This window comes from Hydrogenophaga sp. RWCD_12 (assembly GCF_046604225.1).
Lineage (GTDB): Bacteria > Pseudomonadota > Gammaproteobacteria > Burkholderiales > Burkholderiaceae_C > Hydrogenophaga.
Genome location: NZ_JBKIXC010000003.1, coordinates 506,271 through 529,202, shown reverse-complemented (window position 1 = coordinate 529,202; position 22,932 = coordinate 506,271). Strand labels below are relative to the sequence as shown.

Genomic DNA, 22,932 nt, shown 5'->3' with positions numbered 1-22,932 from the left:
ACCCGTGCGGGTATGCGGTCATGCGGTCGCCGTCTCAGGACGGGCGGCGCAAGGCATCCTCGACGGCGCGACGGAGGTCTGCGCTGCCCGGCTCAACTTGGCTGGCGAAGCTGGAGACCGCCTTGCCGTCGCGCGCGATCAGGTACTTGTGGAAGTTCCACTGCGGCGTGGCCTTGGTGGCTTGCGCGAGCTGTTCGTAGAACGGGTTGCGGGCGCTGCCTTTGACGACCGTCTTGGAGAACATCGGGAACTTCACGCCGTAGGTGTTGAAGCACAGCTCGGCGATCTGCTTGGCGTTGCCCGGCTCCTGCTGGCCGAAATCGTTGGTCGGAAAACCGAGCACCACCAGTCCCTGCTTCTCGTACTTCGCGTACAGCGCTTCCAGCCCTTCGTACTGCGGCGTGAAGCCGCAGTAGCTCGCGGTGTTCACCACCAGCAGCACCTTGCCCGCGTACTGGCAGAGGTTCTGCGGCTTCTCGTCCTGCAGGCGCGGGAACTGGTGCGACAGCAGTGGCGGGCAGGCTGCTGGCGCGTTCTGCGCCTCTGCCGAAGCAAGCCACGGCGCGGCGAGCAGGGCCAGCGAGCCCTGGGCGAACTGGCGGCGGCGGAGGGTGGGGTGGTCGGTGTGCATCGCGCGATTGTCCGGCTGGCGCCTTGCCCATGCCAGCAACGCGGACAGCGGACTCAGGTGCGGGCGGCTGCCGACTCGCTCACCAGAACCGCTGCCGCGAGGTCTTCCAGCGCGTTGCCGACCGACTTGAACACCGTGCGCTCGCCCGGGCTCTTGCGACCGATGGCGACGCCGCGCGAGAGCGTGGTCAGCGTGCCGCGCAGCTCGTTGGCGCTGAACACCCCATGTTGCATCGGCACCAGCAGGTCGCCGCTCTTTTCCAGTGCCTCGTCGGTGTCGACGAACACCCGGGCGTGCTCGAAGCAGGCGTCGTCGGCCTCGCGCATCGCGGGCGTGAACGAGCCGATCAGGTCCAGGTGCGCACCCGGTGCCAGCCAGCTGCCGCGCACCACCGGTTCGTTGGCCATGGTCGCGCAGCTGACGATGTCGGCCGAGGCACAGGCGCTCGCCAGATCCTTGGTCGCGCTTGCCGAGACGCCGCGCGCCTTGAGCTGGTCGGCCAGGGCCTGTGCCTCGCTCTCGCGCCGGGCCCAGAAGGTCACGTGTTCGATGGGCCGCACGGCCGCCCAGGCGGCCGGCAGCAGGCGCGCCACACGCCCGGCGCCGACGACCACCAGGTGCTTGGCCTCTTCGCGTGCCAGGTACGAGCCGGCCAGCGCCGAGGTGGCCGCCGTGCGCCGTGCGGTGATCACGTCGCCGTCCATCTGGGCCAGCGGCACGCCGGTGCGCGCGTCGAACAGCAGGTAGGTCGCGTGCAGTCCTGGCAGGTTGCGGCGCGCGTTGCCGTGCGCGATGTTGACGATCTTGACCCCGTAGTACTTGCCCGGAATCCAGGCCGGCATGATCAGCGAGGTCACGCGCCGGCCGGCGGCGTCCTGACCGGCCTCGCCCAGCGGGTTGACGATCTCGTGCACATGGCGCGGTGGCGCCTCGCAGCCTCCCGCGAAGCGCTCGCGCAGCGCGGGGATCAGGCGGTCAAAGGGCAGGGCGATGCGGGTCGCGTCGGCGTCGAAAAACTGCATGCGGATGGAGACCTGGTTCAGAAACGGTAGACGTAGCCCGCGCGCACGGCCGGCACCCAGGAGCGCTCGACGATCGGGCTGCGCTTGATCGACGAGGCCAGTGCGGTCGCGCTGACGTCGAGGAAGGTCGATTGCGCGGGCGTGATGCTGTAGAGGAAGCGGGCGCCGATCTCGGGGTTGAGGGCCGACTTGCCTTGGTAGGCGGCACGGCCGGCGCGCGCCTCGCTGGCGCTCACTCCGTAGTAATAGTTGACGTACTTGGCGTCCAGCCACTGCAGACCCACGCGCGGCGCGATGCGCACCGGGCCGGCGTGCATCAGGGTCTCGACCTTGAGGCTGAGTTGCTGGCCTTTGCTGTGGCCCGAACCGTCGGCCAGCCACTCGGCCGTCAGGTGCGCGACCGACGCGCGCCACTGCAGCTTCGTGCCCAGCCAGACGCTGTTCTTGCGGTCCTGCATTCCCGCCAGCTCGGGGCTGTCGCCCGCGTCGTAGCCGGAGCCGATGTAACGCGCACGCAGCACCGCCAGCAGCGGGCCGTCGTCGTGCAGCTTCAGGTCGATCACCGGGCCCCAGATGTCGATCCAGGCGTTTTCGTACTGCAGCACCGGGAACACCTGGGCCTCGCTGCCTACGCCACGGTACGGCCGCCATTCAGAGGTCACCAGCACGCCGGCGCCAAAGCTGTCGGAGGCTGGCCGGGTGGCGGCCGACGGGGCCGAGGCCGTGGATGCGGCGGGGGCGGCGCTCTGTGCCCAGGCGCCGGTGGCAGCCAGGCTCAGGGCCAATGCGAGGGTCAGGCGGTGCGGAGTATTCATCGGCATCTCAGGCGTCGGTTCGTTGGGCGAAGCCGTGATGCTACGACGAGATGCCGGGCGCCGGGAGGCTCAGGCGAACGCCCTGGCGGTCCTGGCCTCCCGCACCACATCGTGCACGTCCGCCTCGATGTCGTCCCACGCCTGTTCGGCCATGGCAGAGGGCCGTCGCAGACGTCTGGGCAGACCCGCACGGATGGCCATGCCTTGGCGCGCAAAGACGACGCTGTTGCCGCACTCCCGGGTACCGACCGACATGGCACGGCCCTGAAAGACCGACCCGATGCGCTCCATGAACGATCCGAAGTAGATGTCGAGTTCGTGCAGGTTGCAGACCATGACGCCGCCGGCCGTCAGCAGGCGCGCGCAGTTCGCATAGAAGTCCTGCGTGCCCAGCGGGGCAGCCATGCCGTCGGCATCGAAGCCGTCCACGAGGATGACGTCGACGCTGGCGCTGTCCATCGTGGCGACAAGATCGGCCCCGTCGGCCTGCACGACCCGGAAGCGGGCCTGGTCCGGCGGGATGCCGAAACGCTCCCGCAGCGCGATGACTGCGGGGTTGATCTCCGCCACCGTGATGTCGGTGTCGGGGAAGTGACGGTGGCAGAACTTGGGCAGCGAGCCGCCGCCCAGTCCGATCATCAGCATCTTCCGGGGCGCTGGCTGAAACAGCACGAACCCCATCATCAGCCGCGTGTAGCCCAGCACCAGCCGGTCCGGGTCGCGCAGGTCCATCGCGCTCTGCACATCGGTCGGGCCAAAGCGCAGCGCCTGTTCAAAGTGCTCCTGGTGCACCCAGTCGGCTGCTGGCATCACGGCCGCCCCGGGTGGCTGCGCTGCAGCCATTCGGTGATGTCCTGCCACAGGGCGGGTGCTGCGATGGCGCTGAGCAGCAAGGCCAGCGGCACCGAAGCCACGAATCCCACCTGTTTGAACGCCAGCGCCCCCGCCAGCCCGCCGGCGAAGAACAAACCCAGGATGGTGGCGTGGATGCCCAGCCTGTCGCGGTCGGCCCGGACGAAGTACACCGCATTGGCCTCGCGCGCGCGGTTCCAGTACACGAGGCGTCCCAGTTCGATGCCCAGGTCGGTCACGATGCCGGTCATGTGTGTGGTGCGGATCTCGGCTTTGGAGATCTTGGTGACGATCGCGTTCTGCAGCCCCATGATGAAGCTGAGCACCAGCACCGTGGCCGGCAGAAAGATGTCGATCAGCGAGTTCAGGTTGGCCCCCAGCAGGCCAAACAGCAGCAGCAACACGGCTTCCAGCATCAGCGAGAAAGCGTACTCGCTGTGCAGGTTCCGCCGCCGCGCCCAGTTCACCAGCACCGCCGTCGTGGCCGCCCCCGCCGTGAACGCGCACAGGGCCGCCAGCCCCGCCGCGCCCAGATACAGATTGCCCAGCACCAGGTTGTCGGCAATCTCCGAGACGATGCCCGTCATGTGCGAGGTGTAGCGATGGATTGCCAGGAACCCGCCGGCATTGGCTGCCCCCGCCACGAACGCCAGCAAGCCGCCGAGCTGGCGGTTGGCACGGCGGGTGCGCACCGTGTGGGTCAGGCTTTGGATCATGGTGGAGAGGTGCTTTCAAAGCACATCATATGGTAATAACATTATCATGTGGTCCCCGAGGCTGAGCGTCTCCCCACCTACCTAGAATGCATCCATGGAGTTGAAGACCGCCCGCCTGACTGTTCTGATCGACCCGGCCAAGAAGAAGGCCCTCGAGAGCCTCTGTGCGCGCCAGGACGTGACCCCGTCGCAGGTCGTGCGGCGCCTGATCCGCGATTACCTCGCCAGCCACGGCGAGAGCTTCACCCCCAGCGGCCTTGCCCAGCCGGTCACGGAAGACGACAGCGCCGACGGCCGATGACTCTGGGCCATCCATGACCTCGGGGTCCCCTGTCTTGCGCGGTGGCCTGCTGGCCCTGCTGGCCGCCGCCCTGTTCGGCCTGAGCACGCCGCTGGTCCAGCGTTTCGGCGTCGGGTTGGGCCCGTTCACCACCGCATCGCTGCTGTATCTGGGCGCGGCGCTGGTGGCGGTGTTCCAGCGGCGCGGTGCGTCGGTCGAGGCGCCGCTGCGGCGCAGCGATGCGCCCCGGCTGCTGTCGATGGTGGCGGCGGGTGCGGTGGTCGGCCCGGTGGCGCTGGCCTGGGGGCTGCAGCGCACCAGCGGCGCCAGCGCATCGCTGCTGCTGACGCTGGAGGCGGTGTTCACGGCGTTGCTGGCCTGGCGCTGGTACGGCGAAACCATGGATCGGCGGGTGGTGACCGCCGTGCTGCTGTTGCTGGCGGGCGGTGCGCTGCTGGTGATCGATCAGGGGCTGACCGGCTCGGTGCAGCTCACGGGACTGCTGGCGGTGGCGCTGGCCACGGCGGCCTGGGGCGTGGACAACACGCTGTCGCGTGGCGTGGCCGACCGCGACCCGGGGCAGGTGGTGCTGGCCAAGGCGGCGCTGGGGGGCGGGGCGACCGCGATGGTGGCCCTGCTGTGGGGCGAGGCGGTGCCGTCCACGGTGGCCGCGCTGGCGCTGCTGGTGGTGGGGGCCAGCGGCTACGGGCTGAGCCTGCGCTTCTATCTGCTGGCCCAGCGCCAGTTCGGCGCCGCGCGGACCGGCTCGGTGTTTGCCTTCGCGCCGTTCATCGGTGCGCTCGGTGCGTTCGCACTGGGGGAGCGGGCGGTCAGCGGGTTGTGGCTGCTCGGTGGGGCGCTGATGGTGGCGGGGCTGGTGATCCATCTGATCGAAGACCACGCGCACGGCCACGACCACGAGGCGATGGAGCACGAACACGCGCACACCCACGCCGACGGGCACCACAACCACCGCCATCAACCGATGCCCGAAGGCGCGCACAGCCACTGGCACCACCACGCGCCGCTGCACCACGCGCACCCCCACGCACCCGACGCGCACCACCAGCACTCACACTGACGCGACAGTTCCGTGTCAGGTCCGACGGAAGGTCGGCAATTCACGTGCGATAGGTCAAGCCCGGGCGTGCACAAGGGATGGCACGGGTGCGCCGGCCTGCTTTCTGCGATACAACCAGCAACAAAATTGACTGTCACATTTTGCGAATCCTGGCGGGCGCCAGGGTTCGGCGCTGGGGTCTGCAGGGGGGTGCATTGATTTCTCGTCTTCGTTCGATGGTGACGGCGGTCGCGCTGTTCACCGCGCTGGCCGTGCTGCTGCTGTGGGGCCTGAGCCTGCAGTTGCAGGCCCAGTTGCGCGAGCAGGTGCTGGCACGTGAGGAGCTGCGCAGCCAGCAGCTGGCGGATGCCATGGGAGGGCAGGCGGAAGCGCTGTTTCATCTGCTGGACCTGGGCCTGCTCGATCTGCGGGGCCACTGGAACGGTCCGGGTGAAGCCTTCGAGACGGAGCGTCGCCGGGTGTTCGACTCGCTGCCGCCCGGGCTGGTGTCGCACCTTACCGTGGTCGACGCGGGTGGCAAGGTGATCTACAACAGCCTGGGCGCCGCGACCGGCACCTACGTGGGCGACCGGGCGTATTTCCAGTCCATGCGTGTCGGGGGAGACCACCTGGTGCTCGGTGAACCGGTACGCTCGCGGCTGAACGGGCAGTGGCTGTTCGTGCTGGGCCGCCCGATCTACCGCAACGGCCGTTTCGAGGGCGGGCTGCACCTGGCGCTGTCGACCGCGTATCTGGCGCGGTCCCTGGGGCGGCTGGTGTTGTCGGACAACGATGTGGTGGGCCTGGTGCATCCGGGCGGGCAACTGCTCGCCCGCAGTCTGGACAACGAGTCGGCCATGGGGCAGAGCGCGCCATCGTCGCGTCCATTCATGCTCGACCGGGAGGCCGAGCGGGGAACCTTTCGCCTGGGCGGAGTGGTCGACGGCATCTCGCGGTTGTATGGCTGGCAGCGATTGCGGGGAACGGAAGCGGTGGTGGTTGTGGGTTTGTCGGAATCGGCCGTGTTGGCCCCCCTGGAGACGACCCACCGGGACGCGCTGCTGCTGACCGCCCTGCTGTCGCTGGCGCTGACGGCCATCGGTGCGTGGATCGGCTGGTTGCTCTGGAAGCTGGAGCGCAGCCGCGACAAGCACGAGCGCAGCGAAATGCGTCTGAAGTCGGCACAGCGCATGGCCCGTCTCGGACACTGGGAGTTCGACGTGGCCAGCAGGGCACTGACCTGGTCCGACGAGGTCTACCGCATCTTCGGGCGGTCGCCGGACAGCTACACGCCCAGCTACGACGGCTTCGTGGCGATGCTGCATCCGGACGACACCGCGCCGCTGCGCCAGGCGTTCGACGATGCCCTGGCTTCGCGCCAACCGCTGGACGAGGTGCACCGCATCGTGTTGCCCGACGGCACCGTGCGCCATGTGCGTCTGCTGTGCCTGTTCAATTTCGAGGGCAACGAGCCGGTGGGTTACCACGGCACGGTGCAGGACATCACCGAGCTGCGCGAGACCCAGTTTGCGCTGGAGCAGCTCAACACCAGCCTGGAGCAGCGCGTGAAGGTGCGTACCCAGGAGCTGGTGGCGCTCAACCGCGATCTGGAGTCGTTCACCTACAGCGTTTCACACGACTTGCGCACGCCGCTGCGCAGCATCCACGGGTTCGCCACGGTGCTGGGCGAAGCCGAGGGCGCGCGCCTGAGCGACGAGGGGCGCAGCTTCCTGAGCCGCATCCAGGACGGCGCGCGGCGCATGGGGCTGCTGATCAACGATCTGCTGTCGATGGCCCAGCAGAGTCGGGCGGAGCTGAAGGCGCAGCGCATCAACCTGAGCGATCTGGCGCACACGGTGGCGGCCGACCTGGCGCGAACCGACCCTTCGCGCCGCGTGCAGTGGCAGATTGAAGAGGGCCTGTGGGTGCAGGCGGACCCGGGGCTGATGACGGTGGTGATGCAAAACCTGCTGGGCAATGCCTGGAAGTACACCGGGAACAGGGCCGATGCGCAGATCGCACTGACACGCACCGGGCAGGCCGACGGCTTGGTGACCTTCTGCCTGCGCGACAACGGCGCAGGCTTCGACATGCGGTACGCCGACCAGCTGTTCCACCCGTTCAAGCGCCTGCACCGCCAGGACGAGTTCGAGGGCACGGGTGTGGGGTTGGCGAGCGTGCAGCGCATCCTGCAGCGGCACGGTGGCAGCGTGCGGGGCGAGGGCGTGGTCGGGCGGGGGGCGGCGTTCCACTTCAGCCTGCCGGTCGAGCCGGTGCGGCAGTTTGCGGACTCCGCACCGCCTGGCGGCTGAACCCGAACCCTGTCGGGCTCAGGCCATCGATCGCTCTGGGGCCGAGTGCGTGGGCGCGGCCGGTGCTTCGGCAGAGCGGGTGGGTTCCTGTGGTGTCTGCTTCTGTGCGTGGGCCGTCTGGTGAGCCTGTGCCAGATGCTCTCCGCTGGTCTGTGCCTGGGCCGCGCGCACGCTGAATTCGCTGACGGGCGCCCCTTCCTGCACCATCGCCACCCGCTCGCCATCCTTGCTCAGGTGGAACGCGCGCACCTCGCCGCGCAGGGCGTGGGCCTGCGCATGGCCGACCGCGGCGGCGTTCACGCGGTCGATGCCTTCGGCGTCGTGGCCCCGGGCGTGCAGCGCGGGCGAGAGCTGTTCCTGCGCGAGAGCGTGGTGGCGCTGCTGCTCGGGGCTGAGCGAGAGCTGGCCGGAGCGGGTGGGTGAAGCCTGCGGATCTCTGGGGCGCAGCTCGGCGGGCAGCTCCGGCGGTTGCAGGCCGCGCTGCTTGTAGACGTCGCGGATGGCGCCCAGGTGCCCGGTGTCGCGCCAGAACTCGTTGAGGCCATCCTGCACCCGACCGGCCTGCCGTTGCTGCGCCAGCGCCTTGGGCCAGCCCTGGTCGATGTTGTTGTGCGAGTCCTTGTTGGCCGCCAGCGCCTCGACCGTGCGCCGGTCCTGCGCGACCTCGCCGGCATACTGCCGGTGCTTTCCGGCCAGTTGTTCGTTGCTGAGGCTGCGGTAGTTCTCCAGCGGTTGATGCGGCAGGGCACGTGGGTACTTCTCGTGCACTGCGTCGCTGTAGGCACCGCGAACGGCGTCGGCCGGACGTTTGCCGGCGTCGATGTGCCTGCCCACGGCGCCCTGGACATCGTCCCTGTCGACCTTGGGAAAGCGCCCGTGAATCTGCTCCCAGGCCTGGTCGACGCCCGCGCGCGCCTCGAAGTAGCGGCCATTGCGTTCGGTCTCCTTGCCGAAGGCGGTGCTGGCTTCGCTCAGGCGACCCTGCAGGCGGGCGCGCTCGGCCGGATCGCTGGTGTTCTGAAGGTCCTCTTTCAGCCCGTTGACCTGGCGCAGCAGTCGGCCTTCTCTGGAGACGTAGTCGTAGCCCAGCTGACCGGCTTCGCGCCCGAGGTACTTGCTGAACTGTTGCAGGCGCGAGTCTTCGTAGAGCTTCTCGGCGCCGTAGGCTGCCGCGCCGCCGGTGATCATTCCGCCCGCGATCGGACCCACCGGGCCGGTGACCGGGCTGGTGAGCGTGCCAGCCGCTGCGCCGGGGATCGCGCCCACCGTGGCGGCGCCGCCGGTCACCAGGGTCTTGGTGCCCTGGTTGAGGGTCTCTTGACCACCGCGCACCCACTGTTCGCGGTTGGAGCGCGCAGTGTCGATGGCGGCATCGACCTGGTTCTTCGCGTCGTAGGCGCCGTAGGCAGCGCCAGCGATGCCGACCCCTTTGACGACACGCGGCACGGCGCGCAAACCGCCCACCTCGTTGTGCAGCCGCTGCACGCCCGGTTCGACGCCGAGCCTGTGCCGTTCGTCCAGCAGGTTGCGCGCGGTGTCGGTACTCACCCGCTCGTTGGGCACGCGTTCGGGCAGGTCGCGGTGCCACTGGCGCTGTGCGCCGGCGGACTGGTGCAGGTCGTTCAGGCGCTCCGGCGTCAGGCGGGCGTTGCGTGCTGTCTCCAGTGCTTGCCCCGGGGACGTCTTGGGCGAGGTGCGGGAGTCGAAATGCAGCTTGCCTTCGCGGTCGTAGATCTGGACCGGGACGCCGGTCTGTTTGGCGACGTCGTCGAGGGCGCCGGGGAGCTTGTCGTAGACCGCAGAGCGGACTTCTTGCGGGACATAGCGTCCATGGCCGCGACGATCAAGATCGTCGGTGAACCGCCTGTCGACACCTAACTCGCTTTCCAACCGGTGGGTGGCGACCGCACGAACCTCCACGTCGTAGCCTTTGGCTTGCAGGTCCTTGATGACCTCGGCCCTGGGCATGGTGGTATCCAGGATCAGGTTCTTGCGCTGGGCGACCGCATCGGCGCGAAGCTCCTGAGCCCAGCGGCTGGCATCGCTGTGTGTGTCGCCCGACCATGTGTAGGGCTTCTGCCCGCGCAAGTTGCGAGCGTCTGGGTGAGCACTTCGAAGTTCGTCCGGGTCGATCACGGCAGCATTGCCACCCAATTCCGACAGTGAAGATCGGGTCAGGCCGCCTTTCCCGGCGCCAGGTTGACCGGCCAGGATGATGGCTTTGGGATGCGCGTGTCCGCCGGTGACTTGGGTGTACCTGGGGTCTCGAAGGATCTGGTCCCGGAGGATGCTGCTGTGCTGGTCGGCGGGAATGGATGGGTAGTCGTCGTGCGCCATGAGCCGCCTTTTCAGTCCTGGCCCCAGCCGAAGAAGCCCATCAGTTCCTCCCCACCATCGCGTCGGTGGAGTTGCAGAAGGGCCAGTTTTCTCCGGGCTGCGGCCGCCTGCTGTACATCTCCTGAAGCATTGGCGGCAGAGACTTCGTCGCTCGCACGCTCGATAAACGCGTCCATGTCTCCTTCGACCAATCCGAACGCACGTTCCAGTTGGTCTCCTCTTTGTGCCTTGCTCATGCCAGGAGCGCGGCCAACGGTCTTGAGCCCATCCTGCAACTCCGCGATCAGTGCCGGATAGTCTTTCAGTGCTTCCTGCAGCACCTTGGGTACGGGCGGATGTTCGGTGAATGCGGTCATGGCGGCTTCCCTGGAAATCGTTGGTTCTGGTGACAGGACGAGATGTTCGCACAGCAACTATTCAGCCGCTATAGGTCTGCGGCAGCGGGCAGGTCGAGCGCTTGCCGATGTCCTTTCCGTGCTGGTGCAGCCAGTCGTCGGCGGCGTGGCGGCCGATCTCGTGCAGCTGCAGCAGGAAGGTGCGTCCCGTCTGCAGCTTGCTCGACGCGCCGAACTTCGAGAGTTCGTCGTCTGCATCCAGCCGGTGCAGCCGCAGGTCGTCGATGCGCTGGAATAGCGGGCGCTGGTAGGCGCTGTCGGGGCGACCGGCGTCCTGGAGCAATTCCTTGATGAGCGCAATCGTGCGCAGTTCCTTGAGCAGGCTGGCGTTGAAGGTGACTTCGTTGGCGCGGTCCAGGATGTCATTGGCTTGGGTCGGCACCTCGTCGCGCCGCTGCGGGTTGATCGGCACCAGGAGCAGGTCGTCGGCGTCGGTCTCGCTGATCAGCGGCATCAGGGTCGGATTGCCGGCGTAGCCGCCGTCCCAGTAAGCCTCGCCCCGGATCTCCACGGCCTGGAACAGCAGCGGCAGGCAGGCCGAGGCCAGCACCATCTCGGCCGTCAGCTCGTCCTGCCGGAATACCCGCAACTCGCCGGTCGACACCTGCGTGGCGGCGATGAACAGCTGGGTGCGGTGGCAGCCGCGCACGCGCTCGAAGTTGACGGTGTCGACCAGGATCTCGCGCAGCGGGTTGAGGTTCAGCGGGTTGAGCTGGTAGGGCGAGAGCTGGCTGCCCAGCGCCTTGGCGACCTGCTGCCAGGGCGCGATCCAGGGCTGCAGCCAGGGGTTGTTCGGTCCGAACAGGGTGCCCAGCGGGCTGTCGTCCAGTGCGGAAAACGGCGAAGCCTCGGAGACCCGTTCCCAGAAGCGGCGCAGGGCGGCGCGGGCGCCTGTGCGACCACCCTCCATCAGGCCGGCCGCCAGCGCCACGGCGTTCATTGCGCCGGCGCTGGTGCCGCTGACGCCCGCAATCTCCAGCCATTCTTCTTCCAGCAGGCGGTCGAGCACGCCCCAGGTGAAGGCGCCGTGCGAGCCGCCGCCCTGCAGCGCGAGGTCGATGCGGCGCTTGGGCGCCGGGCTGTTGGTCGGGCGGGCGGTCTTTCTTGTGGCCATGCATCCTCCTGAATCTCGGTGTTCGTGCGCATTGTGGCGCGCCGGGAGCAGGTCCTCTGGGAGAATCGCGCTTTGCCTTTTGCACGCATGTCCGAACCCGACGCCACCTTCGATCCTTCCAGCCCGCCCCGCGGGCCGCTGGCGCGCGAGGCCCTGGCGCTCGGCGCCTTCGACCATGTGGTCTTGCGGCTGGACGGGTTCCGTCCCCGCGAGGGGCAGCGCGAGATGGCGGCGCATATCGCGCAGACGCTGAGCGTGGTCGACTGGCCACCGAAGCCGGAAAAGGGCGAAGAGCCCGGTCCCGCCGGTCCGCGCGCGATCGCCGTGGTGCAGGCCGGCACGGGGGTTGGCAAGTCGGCGGCCTACGCGGCCACGGTGATTCCGCTGGCGCTGGCGCAACAGAAGCGCGTGATGATCTCGACCGCGACCGTGGCGCTGCAGGAGCAGCTGATGGCCAAGGACCTGCCCGCGCTGTCGGCGGTGCTGCCGCAGCCCTTCGCGTTCGCGTTGGCCAAGGGGCGCGGGCGCTATGTCTGCCGGCTCAAGCTCGACCAGATGTCGGGCGGCGACGCCAGCAGTGCCGACCTGTTCGGCGACAGCGACGGCGACGCCGGACCGGCGCTCAAGGGCGATGCGCTGGAGCGGGTCTGGGCCGAGCGCGGCAAGCTCTACGACCGCTGGTCGCAGATGCTCGACGGCGGCGACTGGGACGGCGACCGCGACCGCCTGGCCGAGCCTCCCGAGGGCGACGTATGGAGCCCGGTCGCGGCCGAGCGCCACACCTGCACCGCGCGCCACTGCCCGAGCTACAACGGCTGCAGCTACTACCGCTCGCGCGCCAAGCTGGCACAGGCGCAGGTGATCGTGGTCAACCACGATCTGCTGTTGTCCACACTGGGTCTGCACGCGCTGCCCGATCCGTCCGACTGCTATCTCGTGTTCGACGAGGCCCACCACCTGGGCAGCGTCGCGCAGGGCCAGTTCACCGAAAGCATGGACCTGATGCGCGGCGGCTGGCTGGACAAGCTGCCGCGCGCGGTCACCGACGTGGCTGGCGCGATCGGCCACTCCCTGGGCGCCGACGTCGCGACGCTGGCGCGCGACCTCAAGGCCGCACAGGCCGATCTGGCGCGCCGCGCGATGGCAAGGCTGGCCGAGTCACCCGACTGGCTGGCGCTATCGGGCAAGCAGGGCGGCATGCGCCCGCGCAACGGCCGCGACGGTGGCGCCGGGTTCGAGTTCAACCTGCCCAATGCGACCGAACGGCTGGAAGGCGGCCTGCTGCCGGCCGACTGGACCGACACCGTCGGCCAGATCGCCCGCCATGCCGGCACCCTGCTCAAGGAATTCGAACTGCTGGCCGCTCAGCTCAAGGTGCTGGCGCGCGACGATCCGGGCGACGCGCAACGCTGCGCCCAGCTCTACAGCCGCATCGGCAGTTTCGCGCCGCGCGTGCAACACATGGCCGCGACGGCCGAGCTGTGGCTGCAGGAGCCGCCCGCGAAAGACAGCGGGCAGGCGCCGATGGCCAAGTGGCTCGAAGCCGGCATCCAGAACGGCCTGGTCACGCTGAGCGCCCACGCCTGTCCGCTCAATCCCGGCGGTCTGCTGCGCGCCCACCTCTGGAGCAAGGTTCGTGCGGCGGTGGCGACCTCGGCCTCGCTCGTGACCTGCGGCGGGTTTGACCACTTCCTGCACGAGAGCGGCCTGGCCTGGGACGACGATGTGCAGACGCGGGAGGTGCAGAGCCCGTTCGATCACGCCAACCAGGGCCGGCTGGTGGTGGTGCAGACGCAGAGCGATCCGAAGGACGTCGAGGGCTACTCGCGCGAGATGCTCGACCTGCTGATGGACGACCTGCGCGAAGTGCGGCGTGGTGCGCTGGTGCTGTTCACCTCGAAGGCGCTGATGCGGCGCGCGCAGGACCTGCTCGAACGCGGCTCGCACGGCGACCTGCGCAGCAAGGTGCTGGCGCAGGGCGAGGCCTCGCGCACGCAACTGCTGCAGCGCCACGCCAGCCGCGTGGCCGACGGTGAGACCTCGATCCTGTTCGGCCTGCAGTCGTTTGGCGAAGGGCTGGACCTGCCGGGCGAGCTTTGCGAATGGGTGTTCATCACCAAGCTGCCGTTTGCGTCGCCCAGCGACCCGGTCGGTCAGGCGCGCGCCGACTGGCTCAAGGCGCAGGGCCGCGACCCGTTCAGCGAACTGGTGGTGCCGGCGACCGGCGCACGCCTGCTGCAGTGGACCGGTCGCGCGTTGCGCACCGAGACCGACGAGGCGGTGGTGGTCTGCTACGACGCGCGGCTGTTGCGCCAGTCGTACGGCCGGCGCATGCTCAAGGGGCTGCCGCCGTACCGGCTGCAGCGCAGGGATGCGGGCGGTATGCTGTCTGACGTGTCTCGCTGAATCACCGGGGAAGTTCCATGCTCTACGCCGTCCTCAAACTGCTGCACGTGTTGTCCATCGTCATCTGGGTCGGTGGCATGGTGTTCGCCGGCTTCTTCCTGCGCCCGGCCGCGCTGCAGCTGCCGCCGCCGCAGCGCATCCCGCTGATGCACGCTGCTCTGCAGCGCTTTTTTGCGGCGGTGGTCGTGGCGGTGCTGGTGGTCTTCGTGACCGGGGGCTGGATGATCGGTCGTGCCGCCAAGGACAGCGTGCAGGCCGGCCTGCCGTTCAACATGCCGCTGGACTGGACCATCATGGTCGTGCTGGGCGTGCTGATGATGGCGATCTTCGGTCACATCCGCTTCACCCTGTTCCGGCGCCTGTCCAGGGCCGTGGCCGCCGCGGACTGGCCGGTCGGCGGCGTTGCGCTGGCGTCGATCCGCACATGGGTCAGCGTGAACCTCGTGCTCGGTCTGGTGATCATTGCGACCGTGATGCTGATGGCCTGATCAGCGCGGCGGGGGCGACAGCTCCAGCGTCACGCTGCGCAGGCCGTGGTCGTTCAGGTCACCCGGCGGGGTGGACTCCTGGAAGCCGAGGGCGCGCGCCAGCGCCAGCATGCCGGTGTTCTCGGTCAGCACGTTGCCCACCATGCGGCGCGTGCCGCGCTCGCGCAGGTGGGCGCTCATCTTGTCCATCAGTTTGCGGCCGAGACCGCCGCCCTTGATGTCGCTGCGCACGATGACGCCGAACTCGGCGTCCTGGTTGTCGGGGTCGATGACGACCCGCACCGCGCCCAGCGTTTCTTCGCCGCCGCCCGCGACGGGCCGCGTGGCCACGAAGGCCATCTCGCGCGCGTAGTCGATCTGCGTGAGGCGGGCCAGTTCGCTGTGCTCGATGTGGCGTCGGCTGTGGAACACGCGCAGCCGGATGTCTTCGGGATCGAGCTTCTCGAGGAAGGTGCGGTGTTGCGCCTCGTCTTCGGGGCGGATCGGCCGCAGCGTGAGTGTCTCGCCCTTCCAGGGCCAGGTCTCGATCAGCTCGACCGGGTAGGGCCGGATCGCAAAATGCTCCGCACCCGCTGGCCGAGCGGCAGACACCCGCACCCGCGCGTCCAGAGCGATGGCACCTTCGTCGTTGGCCAGCAGCGGATTGATGTCGAGTTCCGCGATCTCCGGCACATCGGCCAGCAACTGAGACACGCAGACCAGTACCTGCGCAACACCGTCGACGTCGGTCGCCGGCCAGTCGCGGAAGCCCTGCATGAGCTTGTGCACGCGGGTGCGCGCGATCTGCGCCAGCGCCAGCGGCGTGTTCAGCGGCGGCAGCGCCAGTGCCCGGTCGGCCAGCACCTCGACCGCCGTGCCCCCGGCGCCGAACAGGATCACGGGGCCGAAGAGCCGATCGACGCTGGCGCCCACGATCAGCTCGTGCGCGTGGCTTTTCCTGACCATCGGTTGCACGGTGAAGCCTTGCACATCGGCATCTGGCCGCAGACCGCGCACGCGCGCCAGCATGCTGGTGCAGACCTGCTGCAGTTCGGCCGCCGAGCCGATGTTCAGGCGCACGCCGCCGACATCGCTCTTGTGCGAAATCGCGTGCGACAGGATCTTGACCACCACGGGGTAGCCCAATGCGTCGGCTGCGGCCTGCGCCTCGAGTGCGTCCGGCCCGACCACGCGGGTCGGCACCACCGGCAGGCCGGCGGCTGCCAGCAGGGCCTTGGCCTCGGGTTCGGTGAGGAGCTCGCGGCCTTCGGTCAGCACCGTGTCGACAATGGCGCGGATGGCGAGCAGGTCCGCGGGGCGGGTCGCCGCGCGGGCGGGCGGGGTCTGCAGCAATTCTTCCTGGTTGCGTCGGTAGGTGCGCAGCAGCGAGAAGGCACGCACCGCGGCCTCGGGCGTCTCGAAATCGGGCACGCCGGCCGCGCGGCAACCTTCGCGCGCCTGCTTCACAGCGGCATCACCCAGCCAGCAGCCGAGCACCCGGCGGGGCGCGTTGGTCAACTGTGGCAGCACCGCTTGCGCAATCTCCGCGCTGGGCACGATGGCGGTCGGTGCATGGATGTACAGCACGGCGCTGGCTGGGTCGTGCGAGAGGGCGTCCAGCGCGGCCACGTAGCGTTCGGCCGGCGCGTCACCAATGATGTCCACCGGATTGGCGTGCGACCAGTTGGCCGGCAACACCGCATCGAGCCGCGCCTGCATCTCGGCGTCCAGTGGCGCCAGCGGAACCCCCAGGGCCGAAGCCTCGTCGGCGGCCATCACGCCCGCGCCGCCGCCATTGGTCAGCACCAGCAGGCGCTCCGACGGCCCGTCGCGAAAGCGCGCCAGGGTCTCGGCGGCGAGAAACAGATCGTCCAGCGTCAGCACGCGCAGCATGCCGGCGCGCGCGATGGCGGCGTCGAACACCGCGTCCGACCCGGCCAGGGCGCCGGTGTGCGACGCCGCAGCCGCCTGCCCGGCGGCCGAGCGCCCTGCCTTGACCACGATCACCGGCTTGTTGCGCGCGGCGGCGCGGGCCGCCGACATGAACTTGCGGGACTCGTCGATGGATTCGATGTAGAGCAGGATCGCCCGCGTGTGCGGGTCGCTGCCGAGGTAGTCGAGCATGTCGCCGAAATCGACGTCGGCGTGTTCGCCCAGCGAGACGAAGTGCGAGAAGCCGATGCCGCGCGCGGCGGCCCAGTCGAGCATGGCGGTGACCAGCGCGCCCGACTGTGAGACGAAAGCGAGTTCGCCGGGCTGGGCGCCGATGTGGGCGAAGCTGGCGTTCAGGCCCAGATGGGGGACCAGCATGCCGATGCAGTTGGGGCCGAGGATGCGCAGCGTGTGCGGCCGCGCTGCGTCGAGCATGGCCTGCTTGGTGGCCTTGTCCAGGCCGGCCGTGACCACCACCGCGGCCCGTGTACCACGCTGTCCCAGTTGGGCGATCAGTTCGGGGACGGTGGCCGCGGGCGTGCAGATGACCGCCAGGTCGGGCGCCTCGGGCAGCGCAGCGACGTCGCGGTAGGTCTTTACCCCACCGAGCGTGCTGTGTTTCGGGTTGACCGCGTAGAGCTTGCCTCGAAAGCCGCCCAGCAGGTTGCGCCAGACCGTGGCGCCCACGCTGGCGGGCCGTTCGGAGGCGCCGAAGACGGCGACGGAGGCAGGGGCGAACAGGGCGTCAAGGTGGCGAATGCTCATGATGTCGAAGTTCCTTGGGTCACCGTTTTTCAGCATAGCAGCGCAAGGCTGGCCGGACAGCGTGATCGTGGCGACAGGCGGCACTTGATTGCGGCCACAATGCCTTCATCTGACATCATCTTGTGTTGCCTCAAGGGAACCACCGGATTGGACCGGACTCCCAAATCCGCATGAACCTGATTGCCGATGCCTTCTCCCGCCTGCTGCGTGGCGCCCTCAAACTCGTGCTGCTGCTGGCAGTGACGCTGTTCATCGTGAGCTTTCTGCTGGCGGCCCTGGTGGTCGTGGCCGGGGTGTCGCTCTGGTCGTTGCTGACTGGGCGCAAACCGGCGCCGGTGGTGATGTTTTCGCGCATGCGCGAGCAGTCGCAGCGTTACACGCAGGGCGTGTGGCCGGGCCAGGCGCCCAAGGGCGATGTGGTGGATGTCGACGCCAGCGTGGTCGACGAACAGGGGCGTTCCGAGCCCCTGCAGCGGCTGCGCTGAAGGTCAGTCTTCCTGCAGATCCTGTCGGCGGGCCAGGGCTGCCTGGTACAGCGCGTTGCGCGGCGCGCCACTGATCTCGGCACAGAGCTTCACAGCGGTCTTGACCGGCAGCTCGGCCAGCAGAAGGTCCAGGGTGCGCAGCGTGGCGGAATCGATGTCGTCTTCGCTGTCTGCAGCCGCTTGCGGATGCACGAGCAGCACGAACTCGCCGCGCGTGCGGTGCGGACCGGCCTGCAGCCACGCGGGAAAGTCGTTTGCCGCGATCTGCGCCACTTCTTCGAACTGTTTGGTCAGCTCGCGGCCGACCGTGATCGGTCGCTCGCCCAGCGCGGCAAGGTCGCGCGCCAGCGCTTCGATGCGGTGCGGGGCTTCGAGCAGCACACACGCACGCGGGTCAGCGCCGATGGCCTGCACCTCGCGCTGCCGCTCGGTCGCCTTGGGCGACAGAAAACCGGTGAAAACGAAGCGGCCGTCGTGCCCGCCCGTGCCAGCCACGCTGAGCAGCGCCGTGATGCTGGAGGCGCCGGGCAGCGGCACGGCACGCAGTCCAGCGGCCGTCACCACGGCGCACAGCCGCGCGCCCGGATCGCTCACGCCCGGGGTGCCGGCGTCGCTCACGTAGGCGATGCGCTGGCCGTCGCGCAGGCGCTGCACCACGGTCTGCGCCGCCTCGGTCTCGTTGTGTTCATGCAGTGCCAGCAGCGGCTTGTGCAGTCCGTAGCTTTGCAGCAGTGCGGCGGTATGGCGCGTGTCCTCGCAGGCAATCGTGTCGACCAGTTCCAGCACGTGCAACGCGCGCAGCCCGATGTCGGCCAGGTTGCCGATCGGCGTCGCTACCATGTAGAGCGTGCCCTGCGGATAATGCTGCAGCCCCGCCAGTTCACGGGCGGCGGACAAGAGCGAAGGGGAGGGTGCGGACAATGTGGGATTCCCGGAAACAGGGGGCGGCGGTCACGACCAAGCAGCGTGGCGATGCGGCCGAGGACGCGGCGCTGGCGCATCTGCAGCGGCATGGCCTGAGGCTGGTGCAGCGCAATTTCCGCACGCCCGGCCGCGGAGGCGGCGAGGTCGACCTGATTATGCGTGAGCCCGACGGCACGCTCGTCTTCGTCGAGGTGCGCCAGCGCGCCAGCGCCAGTCGCGGAGGGGCCGGCGGCAGCATCACCGGCATCAAGCAGCGGCGCATCGTGTTCGCCGCGCGGCACTTTTTGCTGCGACTCGGGTCTGAACCTCCGTGTCGTTTTGATGTCGTGTTGTTGCAGGGTGCACAGGACGGCGGAGAAGGGTCACACATCGAATGGCTGCGTGCGGCCTTTGATGCATCCGGTACGTTTTGACACCCGTCGCGCCGCTATCATCCGACCATGCTTCTGCAACGCATCCAGCAACAGTTCATCGACAGTGCCGATCTCAAGTACCAGTGCGCCCAGGCGCTGGCCCCCGCCGTGGAAGCGGCGACCTCTGCGCTGCTCGCGTGTGTCACCGGTGGCGGCAAGGTGCTGTCCTGCGGCAATGGGGCCTCGGCCGCCGCCGCGCAGCATTTCGCTGCCAGCTTCATTGGGCGGCACGAACGCGAACGTCCCGAGCTGGCGGCGTTTTCGCTGTCGGCCGACGCCTCGGTGCTGACCGCACTGGCGACCGACTTCGACGGCCGCGCGGTTTTTGCGCGCCAGGTGCGTGCGCTGGGGCAGACCGGCGATGTGCTGCTGGTGCTCTCGACGTCGGGCAATTCGCAGAACGTGGTCGCAGCGGTCGAGGCGGCCCACGAGCGCGACATGATCGTGGTGGCCCTCACCGGCGCACGCGGAGGCCGCGCGGCCCAGCTGTTGCGCGACACCGATGTCCACATCTGCGTGCCGCACGACGTGCCGGCACGGATTCTCGAAGTGCACCACCTGGTGCTGCACTGCCTTTGCGACGGCGTGGATGCCCAGCTGCTGGGCCTGCCCGAAGCCCTGTCCAATGAAACGGAGAACCCCGCATGAAATCCATTGTTTCCCATGGCCGCCTGACCCTTGCCATCCTGAGTGTGGCCGCTGCCGCCGCCGTGTTGCCGGCCTGCGCGCCGCTCGCGGTGGGTGGCGCGGCGCTGACCGGCGCCATGCTGGTCGGTGACCGCCGCAGCTCGGGCAGCCAGCTTGACGACCAGGGCATTGAACTGCGCGCCGCCAGCCGTTTGCGCGACCAGATGGGTTCTCGTGCCCGCATCAGCGTCACCAGCTACAACCGCCGCGCCCTGCTGACCGGCGAAGTCGCCAACACCCGTGACAAGGAACTGGCCGAGTCGATCGTCAAACAGGTCGACAACGTGCAGGTGGTCCACAACGAACTGGACGTCGCCAACAGCCCTTCGTTCACCGAAAAGGCCGAAGACTCGCTGCTGACCGGCAAGGTCAAGGCCGGTCTGCTCGACACCAAGCAGCTGTCGTCCAACGCCTTCAAGGTGGTGACCGAGCGCGGCACCGTGTTCCTGATGGGCCGTGTGACCCAGCGCGAAGCCGACCTCGCCACGCAGGTGGCCCGCACCACCAAGGGTGCCCAGCGCGTGGTGCGCCTGCTCGAAATCATCAGCGAAGAAGAACTGCTGCGCATCGCTCCGAAGAGCGACGCACCCAAGCAGTAAGCGCGAAGCGCGACTACTTCAGCCGTCGGATCAGGCTGGAGGTGTCCTGGCGGTTGCCGCCCAAGGCCTGCACATCGGCATAGAACTGGTCGACCAGTGCGGTCACCGGCAGGCGCGCTCCGTTGCGGCGCGCCTCTTCCATCACCAGCCCCAGGTCCTTGCGCATCCAGTCGACCGCGAAGCCGAAGTCGAACTGGCCGGCGACCATGGTCTTGCCGCGGTTGTCGAGTTGCCAGCTCTGGGCCGCGCCCTTGCCGATCACTTCCAGCACCTGGTTCATGTCCAGACCTGCCTTCTGACCGAAGGCGATGGCCTCCGACAGGCCTTGCACCAGACCTGCGATGCAGATCTGGTTGACCATCTTGGTGAGCTGTCCGGCGCCGCTCTCACCCATCAGCGTGAAGGCCCGCGAGAACGCCATCGCCGCGGGTTTTACGTTGTCGAACGCCGCTGCATCACCGCCACACATCACGGTGAGCACGCCGTTCTGCGCTCCGGCCTGACCGCCCGACACCGGGGCGTCGACGAAGGAAAGCCCGGCGTCTTTCGCGAGTGCGTACAGCTCGCGCGCCACGTCGGCCGAGGCGGTGGTGTGGTCGACGAAAACCGCACCGGACTGCATCCCGGCGAAAGCGCCGTCGGTGCCCAGTGTGACCGAACGCAGGTCGTCGTCGTTGCCGACGCAGCAGAACACGATGTCAGCGCCTGCCGCGGCCTCGCGCGGCGTGGGCTGGGCGGCACCACCGAACTCGGCGACCCAGGCCTGGGCCTTGGCTGGTGAGCGGTTGTAGACCGTGACCTGGTGTCCGGCGCGGGCCAGGTGGCCGGCCATCGGATAGCCCATCACACCCAGGCCAATGAAGGCGACGCGGCGGGGAGCGGCGGCAGGAGAATCGGAGGTGCTCATGGGGAACGGTCAGTCGGCTTTGCCGAGCAGGTGGTCGCGCAGCTGGTTGTCGGCCGGCGAAGGGCCGACCCAGATGCGCAGGACCATGTTGAAGAATTCGGCGTCGCCCACGGGGGCACCCTGAGGCTGGTCCTGGATGAAGAACTGTGTGCCTTTGCCCGGGACGAACTCCATCGCAAAGGTGTCGCCCGGCATCAGCTTGGGTTTGCCCGAGAAGATCTCGATCAGGCGGTTGGTTGAGACCACGTGTTTCTGCACCTGGTCTTTGGGTGTGTTGGAAGACAGGCCCTTGAGAAAGGCCAGGCCGAGGTCGGTGCCGGGCAGTTCCCGCAGGGCGACGAACGACAGGCGCTTGGGCCCCGGCAGGGCCAGCAGCTGCTCGACCGTGGAGACCGGTTTGGCGGTGTAGAGCGCCATCTCATAGACCTTGAACACCACGCGGTAGCGCACGCCCTGGCCGTTGAGCACCAGGTCGGTGTCGGCCAGCCGGGCGGTCGAGGGAAACGCTGCCCATGCCATCCAGGGGGTGGCTGCGAGCACCAGGGCCAGCACGGCCCGACGGAATGGCTGTTGGTTCACCATGGTCACATGATCGTGAGGTGCTCGGTGCCGGCCGCCAGATCCTGTGTCTTGGCGCGCTGGCTGTTGAGCTTGATCTGCAGGCGCAGGTCGTTGAGCGAGTCGGCGTTGCGCAGGGCGTCTTCGTAGGTAATGAGGTTCGCCTCGAAGGCGTTGAACAGCGCCTGGTCGAAGGTCTGCATGCCCATGTTGGTGCTCTTCTTCATGATCTCCTTGATCTCGGAGACCTCGCCCTTGAAGATCAGGTCGGCGATCAGCGGTGAGTTCAGCATGATCTCGACCGCGGCATGGCGGCCCTTGTTGTCCTGACGCGGGATCAGGCGCTGCGAGATCAGCGAGCGCAGGTTCAGCGACAGGTCCATCAGCAGCTGCGGACGCCGTTCTTCGGGGAAGAAGTTGATGATCCGGTCCAGCGCCTGGTTGGCGCTGTTGGCGTGCAGGGTGGCCAGACACAGGTGACCGGTTTCGGAGAACTGGATCGCGTACTCCATGGTCTCGCGGTCTCGGATCTCGCCCATCAGGATCACGTCGGGCGCCTGACGCAGGGTGTTCTTGAGCGCGATGCCCCAGTCGTCGGTGTCCAGGCCGACCTCACGCTGGGTGATCACGCAGTTCTTGTGCGCGTGGACGAACTCGACCGGGTCTTCGATCGTGATGATGTGGCCGTGGGTGTTTTCGTTGCGCCAGTCGACCATGGCCGCCAGCGAGGTCGACTTGCCCGAGCCGGTCGCGCCGACCACGATGCACAGGCCGCGCTTGGACAGTGTGACGTCCTTGAGCACCTGCGGCAGGCCCAGCGAGTCGATGGTCGGCAGCACGGCAGGAATCGTCCGCAGCACCATGCCGACCTTGCCCTGCTGCACGAAGGCGCTGACGCGGAAGCGGCCGATCGCCGGTGGCGAGATGGCGAAGTTGCACTCTTTGGTGCGCTCGAACTCGGCCGCCTGCTTGTCGTTCATGATGGCGCGCGCTAGCGCCAGTGTGTGCACGCCGTTGAGCGGCTGCGGCGATACCTTGACGACCTTGCCGTCCACCTTGATGGCAGGCGGGAAATCGGACGTGATGAACAGATCGCTGCCGCCGCGGCTGAGCATCAGCTTGAGCAGGTCGTTGATGAATTTGGATGCCTGATCGCGTTCCATGAGAACTTCCTTATCTTTTCAAGAACGCGGTGGAACCGGCTTTGCCGGGCCACTCGCGTTGCCACCTTGAGGGGGGATGCGGCCACACGCAG

22 protein-coding genes are annotated in these 22,932 nt (G+C 68.3%); 9 read left to right on the top strand and 13 right to left on the bottom strand.

What is annotated here, in order from left to right; genetic code table 11:
* Positions 1-34: 34 nt before the first annotated feature.
* The 5 genes from ACLIJ1_RS14410 to ACLIJ1_RS14390 form a co-directional block, all read right to left on the bottom strand.
* Positions 35-631 carry a glutathione peroxidase gene (locus ACLIJ1_RS14410; RefSeq protein ID WP_411366224.1) on the bottom strand — a complete coding sequence of 199 codons (597 nt, stop codon included), beginning with the start codon at positions 629-631 and terminating at the stop codon, positions 35-37.
* Positions 632-684: 53 nt separating this feature from the next.
* Positions 685-1,653: an ornithine cyclodeaminase family protein gene (locus tag ACLIJ1_RS14405; protein WP_411366223.1), complete on the bottom strand. Its 969-nt coding sequence runs from the start codon at positions 1,651-1,653 to the stop codon at positions 685-687.
* A gap of 17 nt (positions 1,654-1,670) precedes the next feature.
* Positions 1,671-2,468: a MipA/OmpV family protein gene (locus ACLIJ1_RS14400; protein WP_411366222.1), complete on the bottom strand. Its 798-nt coding sequence runs from the start codon at positions 2,466-2,468 to the stop codon at positions 1,671-1,673.
* A 69-nt stretch (positions 2,469-2,537) separates the two neighbouring features.
* Positions 2,538-3,311, bottom strand: a complete 774-nt coding sequence (locus tag ACLIJ1_RS14395; RefSeq protein ID WP_411366221.1) for a fused MFS/spermidine synthase — start codon at positions 3,309-3,311, stop codon at positions 2,538-2,540.
* Complete coding sequence (locus ACLIJ1_RS14390) at positions 3,278-4,036, bottom strand: YoaK family protein (RefSeq protein ID WP_411366220.1); 759 nt, start codon at positions 4,034-4,036, stop codon at positions 3,278-3,280. The genes ACLIJ1_RS14395 and ACLIJ1_RS14390 overlap by 34 nt, the downstream gene beginning before the upstream one ends.
* Positions 4,037-4,130: 94 nt before the next feature.
* Here ACLIJ1_RS14390 and ACLIJ1_RS14385 point away from each other — a divergent pair, with 94 nt between their 5' ends.
* The 3 genes from ACLIJ1_RS14385 (at position 4,131) to ACLIJ1_RS14375 (ending at position 7,688) form a co-directional block, all read left to right on the top strand.
* A complete protein-coding gene (locus ACLIJ1_RS14385) occupies positions 4,131-4,337 on the top strand; it encodes a ribbon-helix-helix protein, CopG family (RefSeq protein WP_411366219.1) in 207 nt (68 codons plus the stop codon).
* 13 nt (positions 4,338-4,350) lie between these two features.
* On the top strand, positions 4,351-5,397 hold the full coding sequence (locus ACLIJ1_RS14380) for an EamA family transporter (protein WP_411366218.1): 1,047 nt from the start codon (positions 4,351-4,353) through the stop codon (positions 5,395-5,397).
* 194 nt (positions 5,398-5,591) lie between these two features.
* Positions 5,592-7,688, top strand: a complete 2,097-nt coding sequence (locus ACLIJ1_RS14375; protein WP_411366217.1) for an ATP-binding protein — start codon at positions 5,592-5,594, stop codon at positions 7,686-7,688.
* Positions 7,689-7,706: 18 nt separating this feature from the next.
* On the opposite strand, the gene ACLIJ1_RS14370 is transcribed toward ACLIJ1_RS14375, so the two are convergent.
* The 3 genes from ACLIJ1_RS14370 to ACLIJ1_RS14360 form a co-directional block, all read right to left on the bottom strand.
* On the bottom strand, positions 7,707-10,025 hold the full coding sequence (locus ACLIJ1_RS14370; protein ID WP_411366216.1) for a zeta toxin family protein: 2,319 nt from the start codon (positions 10,023-10,025) through the stop codon (positions 7,707-7,709).
* A gap of 11 nt (positions 10,026-10,036) precedes the next feature.
* A complete protein-coding gene (locus ACLIJ1_RS14365) occupies positions 10,037-10,381 on the bottom strand; it encodes a hypothetical protein (RefSeq protein WP_411366215.1) in 345 nt (114 codons plus the stop codon).
* Positions 10,382-10,442: 61 nt separating this feature from the next.
* Positions 10,443-11,534 (bottom strand): patatin-like phospholipase family protein, encoded by a 1,092-nt coding sequence (locus tag ACLIJ1_RS14360; protein ID WP_411366214.1) that lies wholly within the window; start codon positions 11,532-11,534, stop codon positions 10,443-10,445.
* Positions 11,535-11,621: 87 nt separating this feature from the next.
* Between ACLIJ1_RS14360 and dinG the strand changes: the two genes are divergently transcribed.
* Together dinG and ACLIJ1_RS14350 are read left to right on the top strand one after the other, a co-directional pair.
* Positions 11,622-13,940 (top strand): ATP-dependent DNA helicase DinG, encoded by a 2,319-nt coding sequence (dinG, locus tag ACLIJ1_RS14355; RefSeq protein WP_411366213.1) that lies wholly within the window; start codon positions 11,622-11,624, stop codon positions 13,938-13,940.
* Between the two features lie 17 nt (positions 13,941-13,957).
* Positions 13,958-14,428 (top strand): CopD family protein, encoded by a 471-nt coding sequence (locus ACLIJ1_RS14350; RefSeq protein ID WP_411366212.1) that lies wholly within the window; start codon positions 13,958-13,960, stop codon positions 14,426-14,428.
* Here ACLIJ1_RS14350 and ACLIJ1_RS14345 read toward each other — a convergent pair whose 3' ends face one another.
* Positions 14,429-17,104 carry a GNAT family N-acetyltransferase gene (locus ACLIJ1_RS14345; RefSeq protein ID WP_411366211.1) on the bottom strand — a complete coding sequence of 892 codons (2,676 nt, stop codon included), beginning with the start codon at positions 17,102-17,104 and terminating at the stop codon, positions 14,429-14,431.
* Between the two features lie 170 nt (positions 17,105-17,274).
* Here ACLIJ1_RS14345 and ACLIJ1_RS14340 point away from each other — a divergent pair, with 170 nt between their 5' ends.
* A complete protein-coding gene (locus ACLIJ1_RS14340; RefSeq protein WP_411366210.1) occupies positions 17,275-17,589 on the top strand; it encodes a hypothetical protein in 315 nt (104 codons plus the stop codon).
* A 3-nt stretch (positions 17,590-17,592) separates the two neighbouring features.
* Here ACLIJ1_RS14340 and rsmI read toward each other — a convergent pair whose 3' ends face one another.
* The gene (gene rsmI, locus ACLIJ1_RS14335) at positions 17,593-18,510 is read right to left on the bottom strand and encodes a 16S rRNA (cytidine(1402)-2'-O)-methyltransferase (RefSeq protein WP_411366209.1); all 918 of its coding nucleotides are present in this window, start codon (positions 18,508-18,510) and stop codon (positions 17,593-17,595) included.
* Between rsmI and ACLIJ1_RS14330 the strand changes: the two genes are divergently transcribed.
* From ACLIJ1_RS14330 to ACLIJ1_RS14320, 3 genes are read left to right on the top strand one after another with little or no spacing between them, the layout of a single operon-like run.
* A complete protein-coding gene (locus ACLIJ1_RS14330) occupies positions 18,510-18,926 on the top strand; it encodes a YraN family protein (RefSeq protein WP_411366208.1) in 417 nt (138 codons plus the stop codon). The two genes, rsmI and ACLIJ1_RS14330, sit on opposite strands and share 1 nt — an antisense overlap.
* Before the next feature lie 27 nt (positions 18,927-18,953).
* A complete protein-coding gene (locus tag ACLIJ1_RS14325) occupies positions 18,954-19,574 on the top strand; it encodes an SIS domain-containing protein (RefSeq protein ID WP_411366207.1) in 621 nt (206 codons plus the stop codon).
* Positions 19,571-20,212: a BON domain-containing protein gene (locus ACLIJ1_RS14320; RefSeq protein ID WP_411366206.1), complete on the top strand. Its 642-nt coding sequence runs from the start codon at positions 19,571-19,573 to the stop codon at positions 20,210-20,212. The genes ACLIJ1_RS14325 and ACLIJ1_RS14320 overlap by 4 nt, the downstream gene beginning before the upstream one ends.
* A gap of 13 nt (positions 20,213-20,225) precedes the next feature.
* Here the strand turns inward: ACLIJ1_RS14320 and ACLIJ1_RS14315 are convergent, their stop codons facing one another.
* From ACLIJ1_RS14315 to ACLIJ1_RS14305, 3 genes are read right to left on the bottom strand one after another with little or no spacing between them, the layout of a single operon-like run.
* The gene (locus ACLIJ1_RS14315) at positions 20,226-21,119 is read right to left on the bottom strand and encodes an NAD(P)-dependent oxidoreductase (protein WP_411366205.1); all 894 of its coding nucleotides are present in this window, start codon (positions 21,117-21,119) and stop codon (positions 20,226-20,228) included.
* 9 nt (positions 21,120-21,128) lie between these two features.
* Positions 21,129-21,701: a chalcone isomerase family protein gene (locus ACLIJ1_RS14310; RefSeq protein WP_411366204.1), complete on the bottom strand. Its 573-nt coding sequence runs from the start codon at positions 21,699-21,701 to the stop codon at positions 21,129-21,131.
* A gap of 2 nt (positions 21,702-21,703) precedes the next feature.
* Entirely contained in the window at positions 21,704-22,840 is a 1,137-nt protein-coding gene (locus ACLIJ1_RS14305) for a PilT/PilU family type 4a pilus ATPase (protein WP_411366203.1), read from the bottom strand.
* Positions 22,841-22,932: the final 92 nt, after the last annotated feature.

Coding starts and splice junctions, on each gene's coding strand:
- ACLIJ1_RS14395 (WP_411366221.1), bottom strand. CDS start 3,311: ATGGCTGCAGCGCAGCCACCCGGGGCGGCCGTGATGCCAGCAGCCGAC.
- ACLIJ1_RS14315 (WP_411366205.1), bottom strand. CDS start 21,119: ATGAGCACCTCCGATTCTCCTGCCGCCGCTCCCCGCCGCGTCGCCTTC.
- ACLIJ1_RS14405 (WP_411366223.1), bottom strand. CDS start 1,653: ATGCAGTTTTTCGACGCCGACGCGACCCGCATCGCCCTGCCCTTTGAC.
- ACLIJ1_RS14345 (WP_411366211.1), bottom strand. CDS start 17,104: ATGAGCATTCGCCACCTTGACGCCCTGTTCGCCCCTGCCTCCGTCGCC.
- ACLIJ1_RS14380 (WP_411366218.1), top strand. CDS start 4,351: ATGACCTCGGGGTCCCCTGTCTTGCGCGGTGGCCTGCTGGCCCTGCTG.
- ACLIJ1_RS14330 (WP_411366208.1), top strand. CDS start 18,510: ATGTGGGATTCCCGGAAACAGGGGGCGGCGGTCACGACCAAGCAGCGT.
- ACLIJ1_RS14400 (WP_411366222.1), bottom strand. CDS start 2,468: ATGAATACTCCGCACCGCCTGACCCTCGCATTGGCCCTGAGCCTGGCT.
- ACLIJ1_RS14305 (WP_411366203.1), bottom strand. CDS start 22,840: ATGGAACGCGATCAGGCATCCAAATTCATCAACGACCTGCTCAAGCTG.
- ACLIJ1_RS14365 (WP_411366215.1), bottom strand. CDS start 10,381: ATGACCGCATTCACCGAACATCCGCCCGTACCCAAGGTGCTGCAGGAA.
- dinG (WP_411366213.1), top strand. CDS start 11,622: ATGTCCGAACCCGACGCCACCTTCGATCCTTCCAGCCCGCCCCGCGGG.
- ACLIJ1_RS14385 (WP_411366219.1), top strand. CDS start 4,131: ATGGAGTTGAAGACCGCCCGCCTGACTGTTCTGATCGACCCGGCCAAG.
- ACLIJ1_RS14350 (WP_411366212.1), top strand. CDS start 13,958: ATGCTCTACGCCGTCCTCAAACTGCTGCACGTGTTGTCCATCGTCATC.
- ACLIJ1_RS14320 (WP_411366206.1), top strand. CDS start 19,571: ATGAAATCCATTGTTTCCCATGGCCGCCTGACCCTTGCCATCCTGAGT.
- ACLIJ1_RS14370 (WP_411366216.1), bottom strand. CDS start 10,025: ATGGCGCACGACGACTACCCATCCATTCCCGCCGACCAGCACAGCAGC.
- ACLIJ1_RS14310 (WP_411366204.1), bottom strand. CDS start 21,701: ATGGTGAACCAACAGCCATTCCGTCGGGCCGTGCTGGCCCTGGTGCTC.
- ACLIJ1_RS14325 (WP_411366207.1), top strand. CDS start 18,954: ATGCTTCTGCAACGCATCCAGCAACAGTTCATCGACAGTGCCGATCTC.
- ACLIJ1_RS14390 (WP_411366220.1), bottom strand. CDS start 4,036: ATGATCCAAAGCCTGACCCACACGGTGCGCACCCGCCGTGCCAACCGC.
- ACLIJ1_RS14360 (WP_411366214.1), bottom strand. CDS start 11,534: ATGGCCACAAGAAAGACCGCCCGCCCGACCAACAGCCCGGCGCCCAAG.
- ACLIJ1_RS14340 (WP_411366210.1), top strand. CDS start 17,275: ATGAACCTGATTGCCGATGCCTTCTCCCGCCTGCTGCGTGGCGCCCTC.
- ACLIJ1_RS14410 (WP_411366224.1), bottom strand. CDS start 631: ATGCACACCGACCACCCCACCCTCCGCCGCCGCCAGTTCGCCCAGGGC.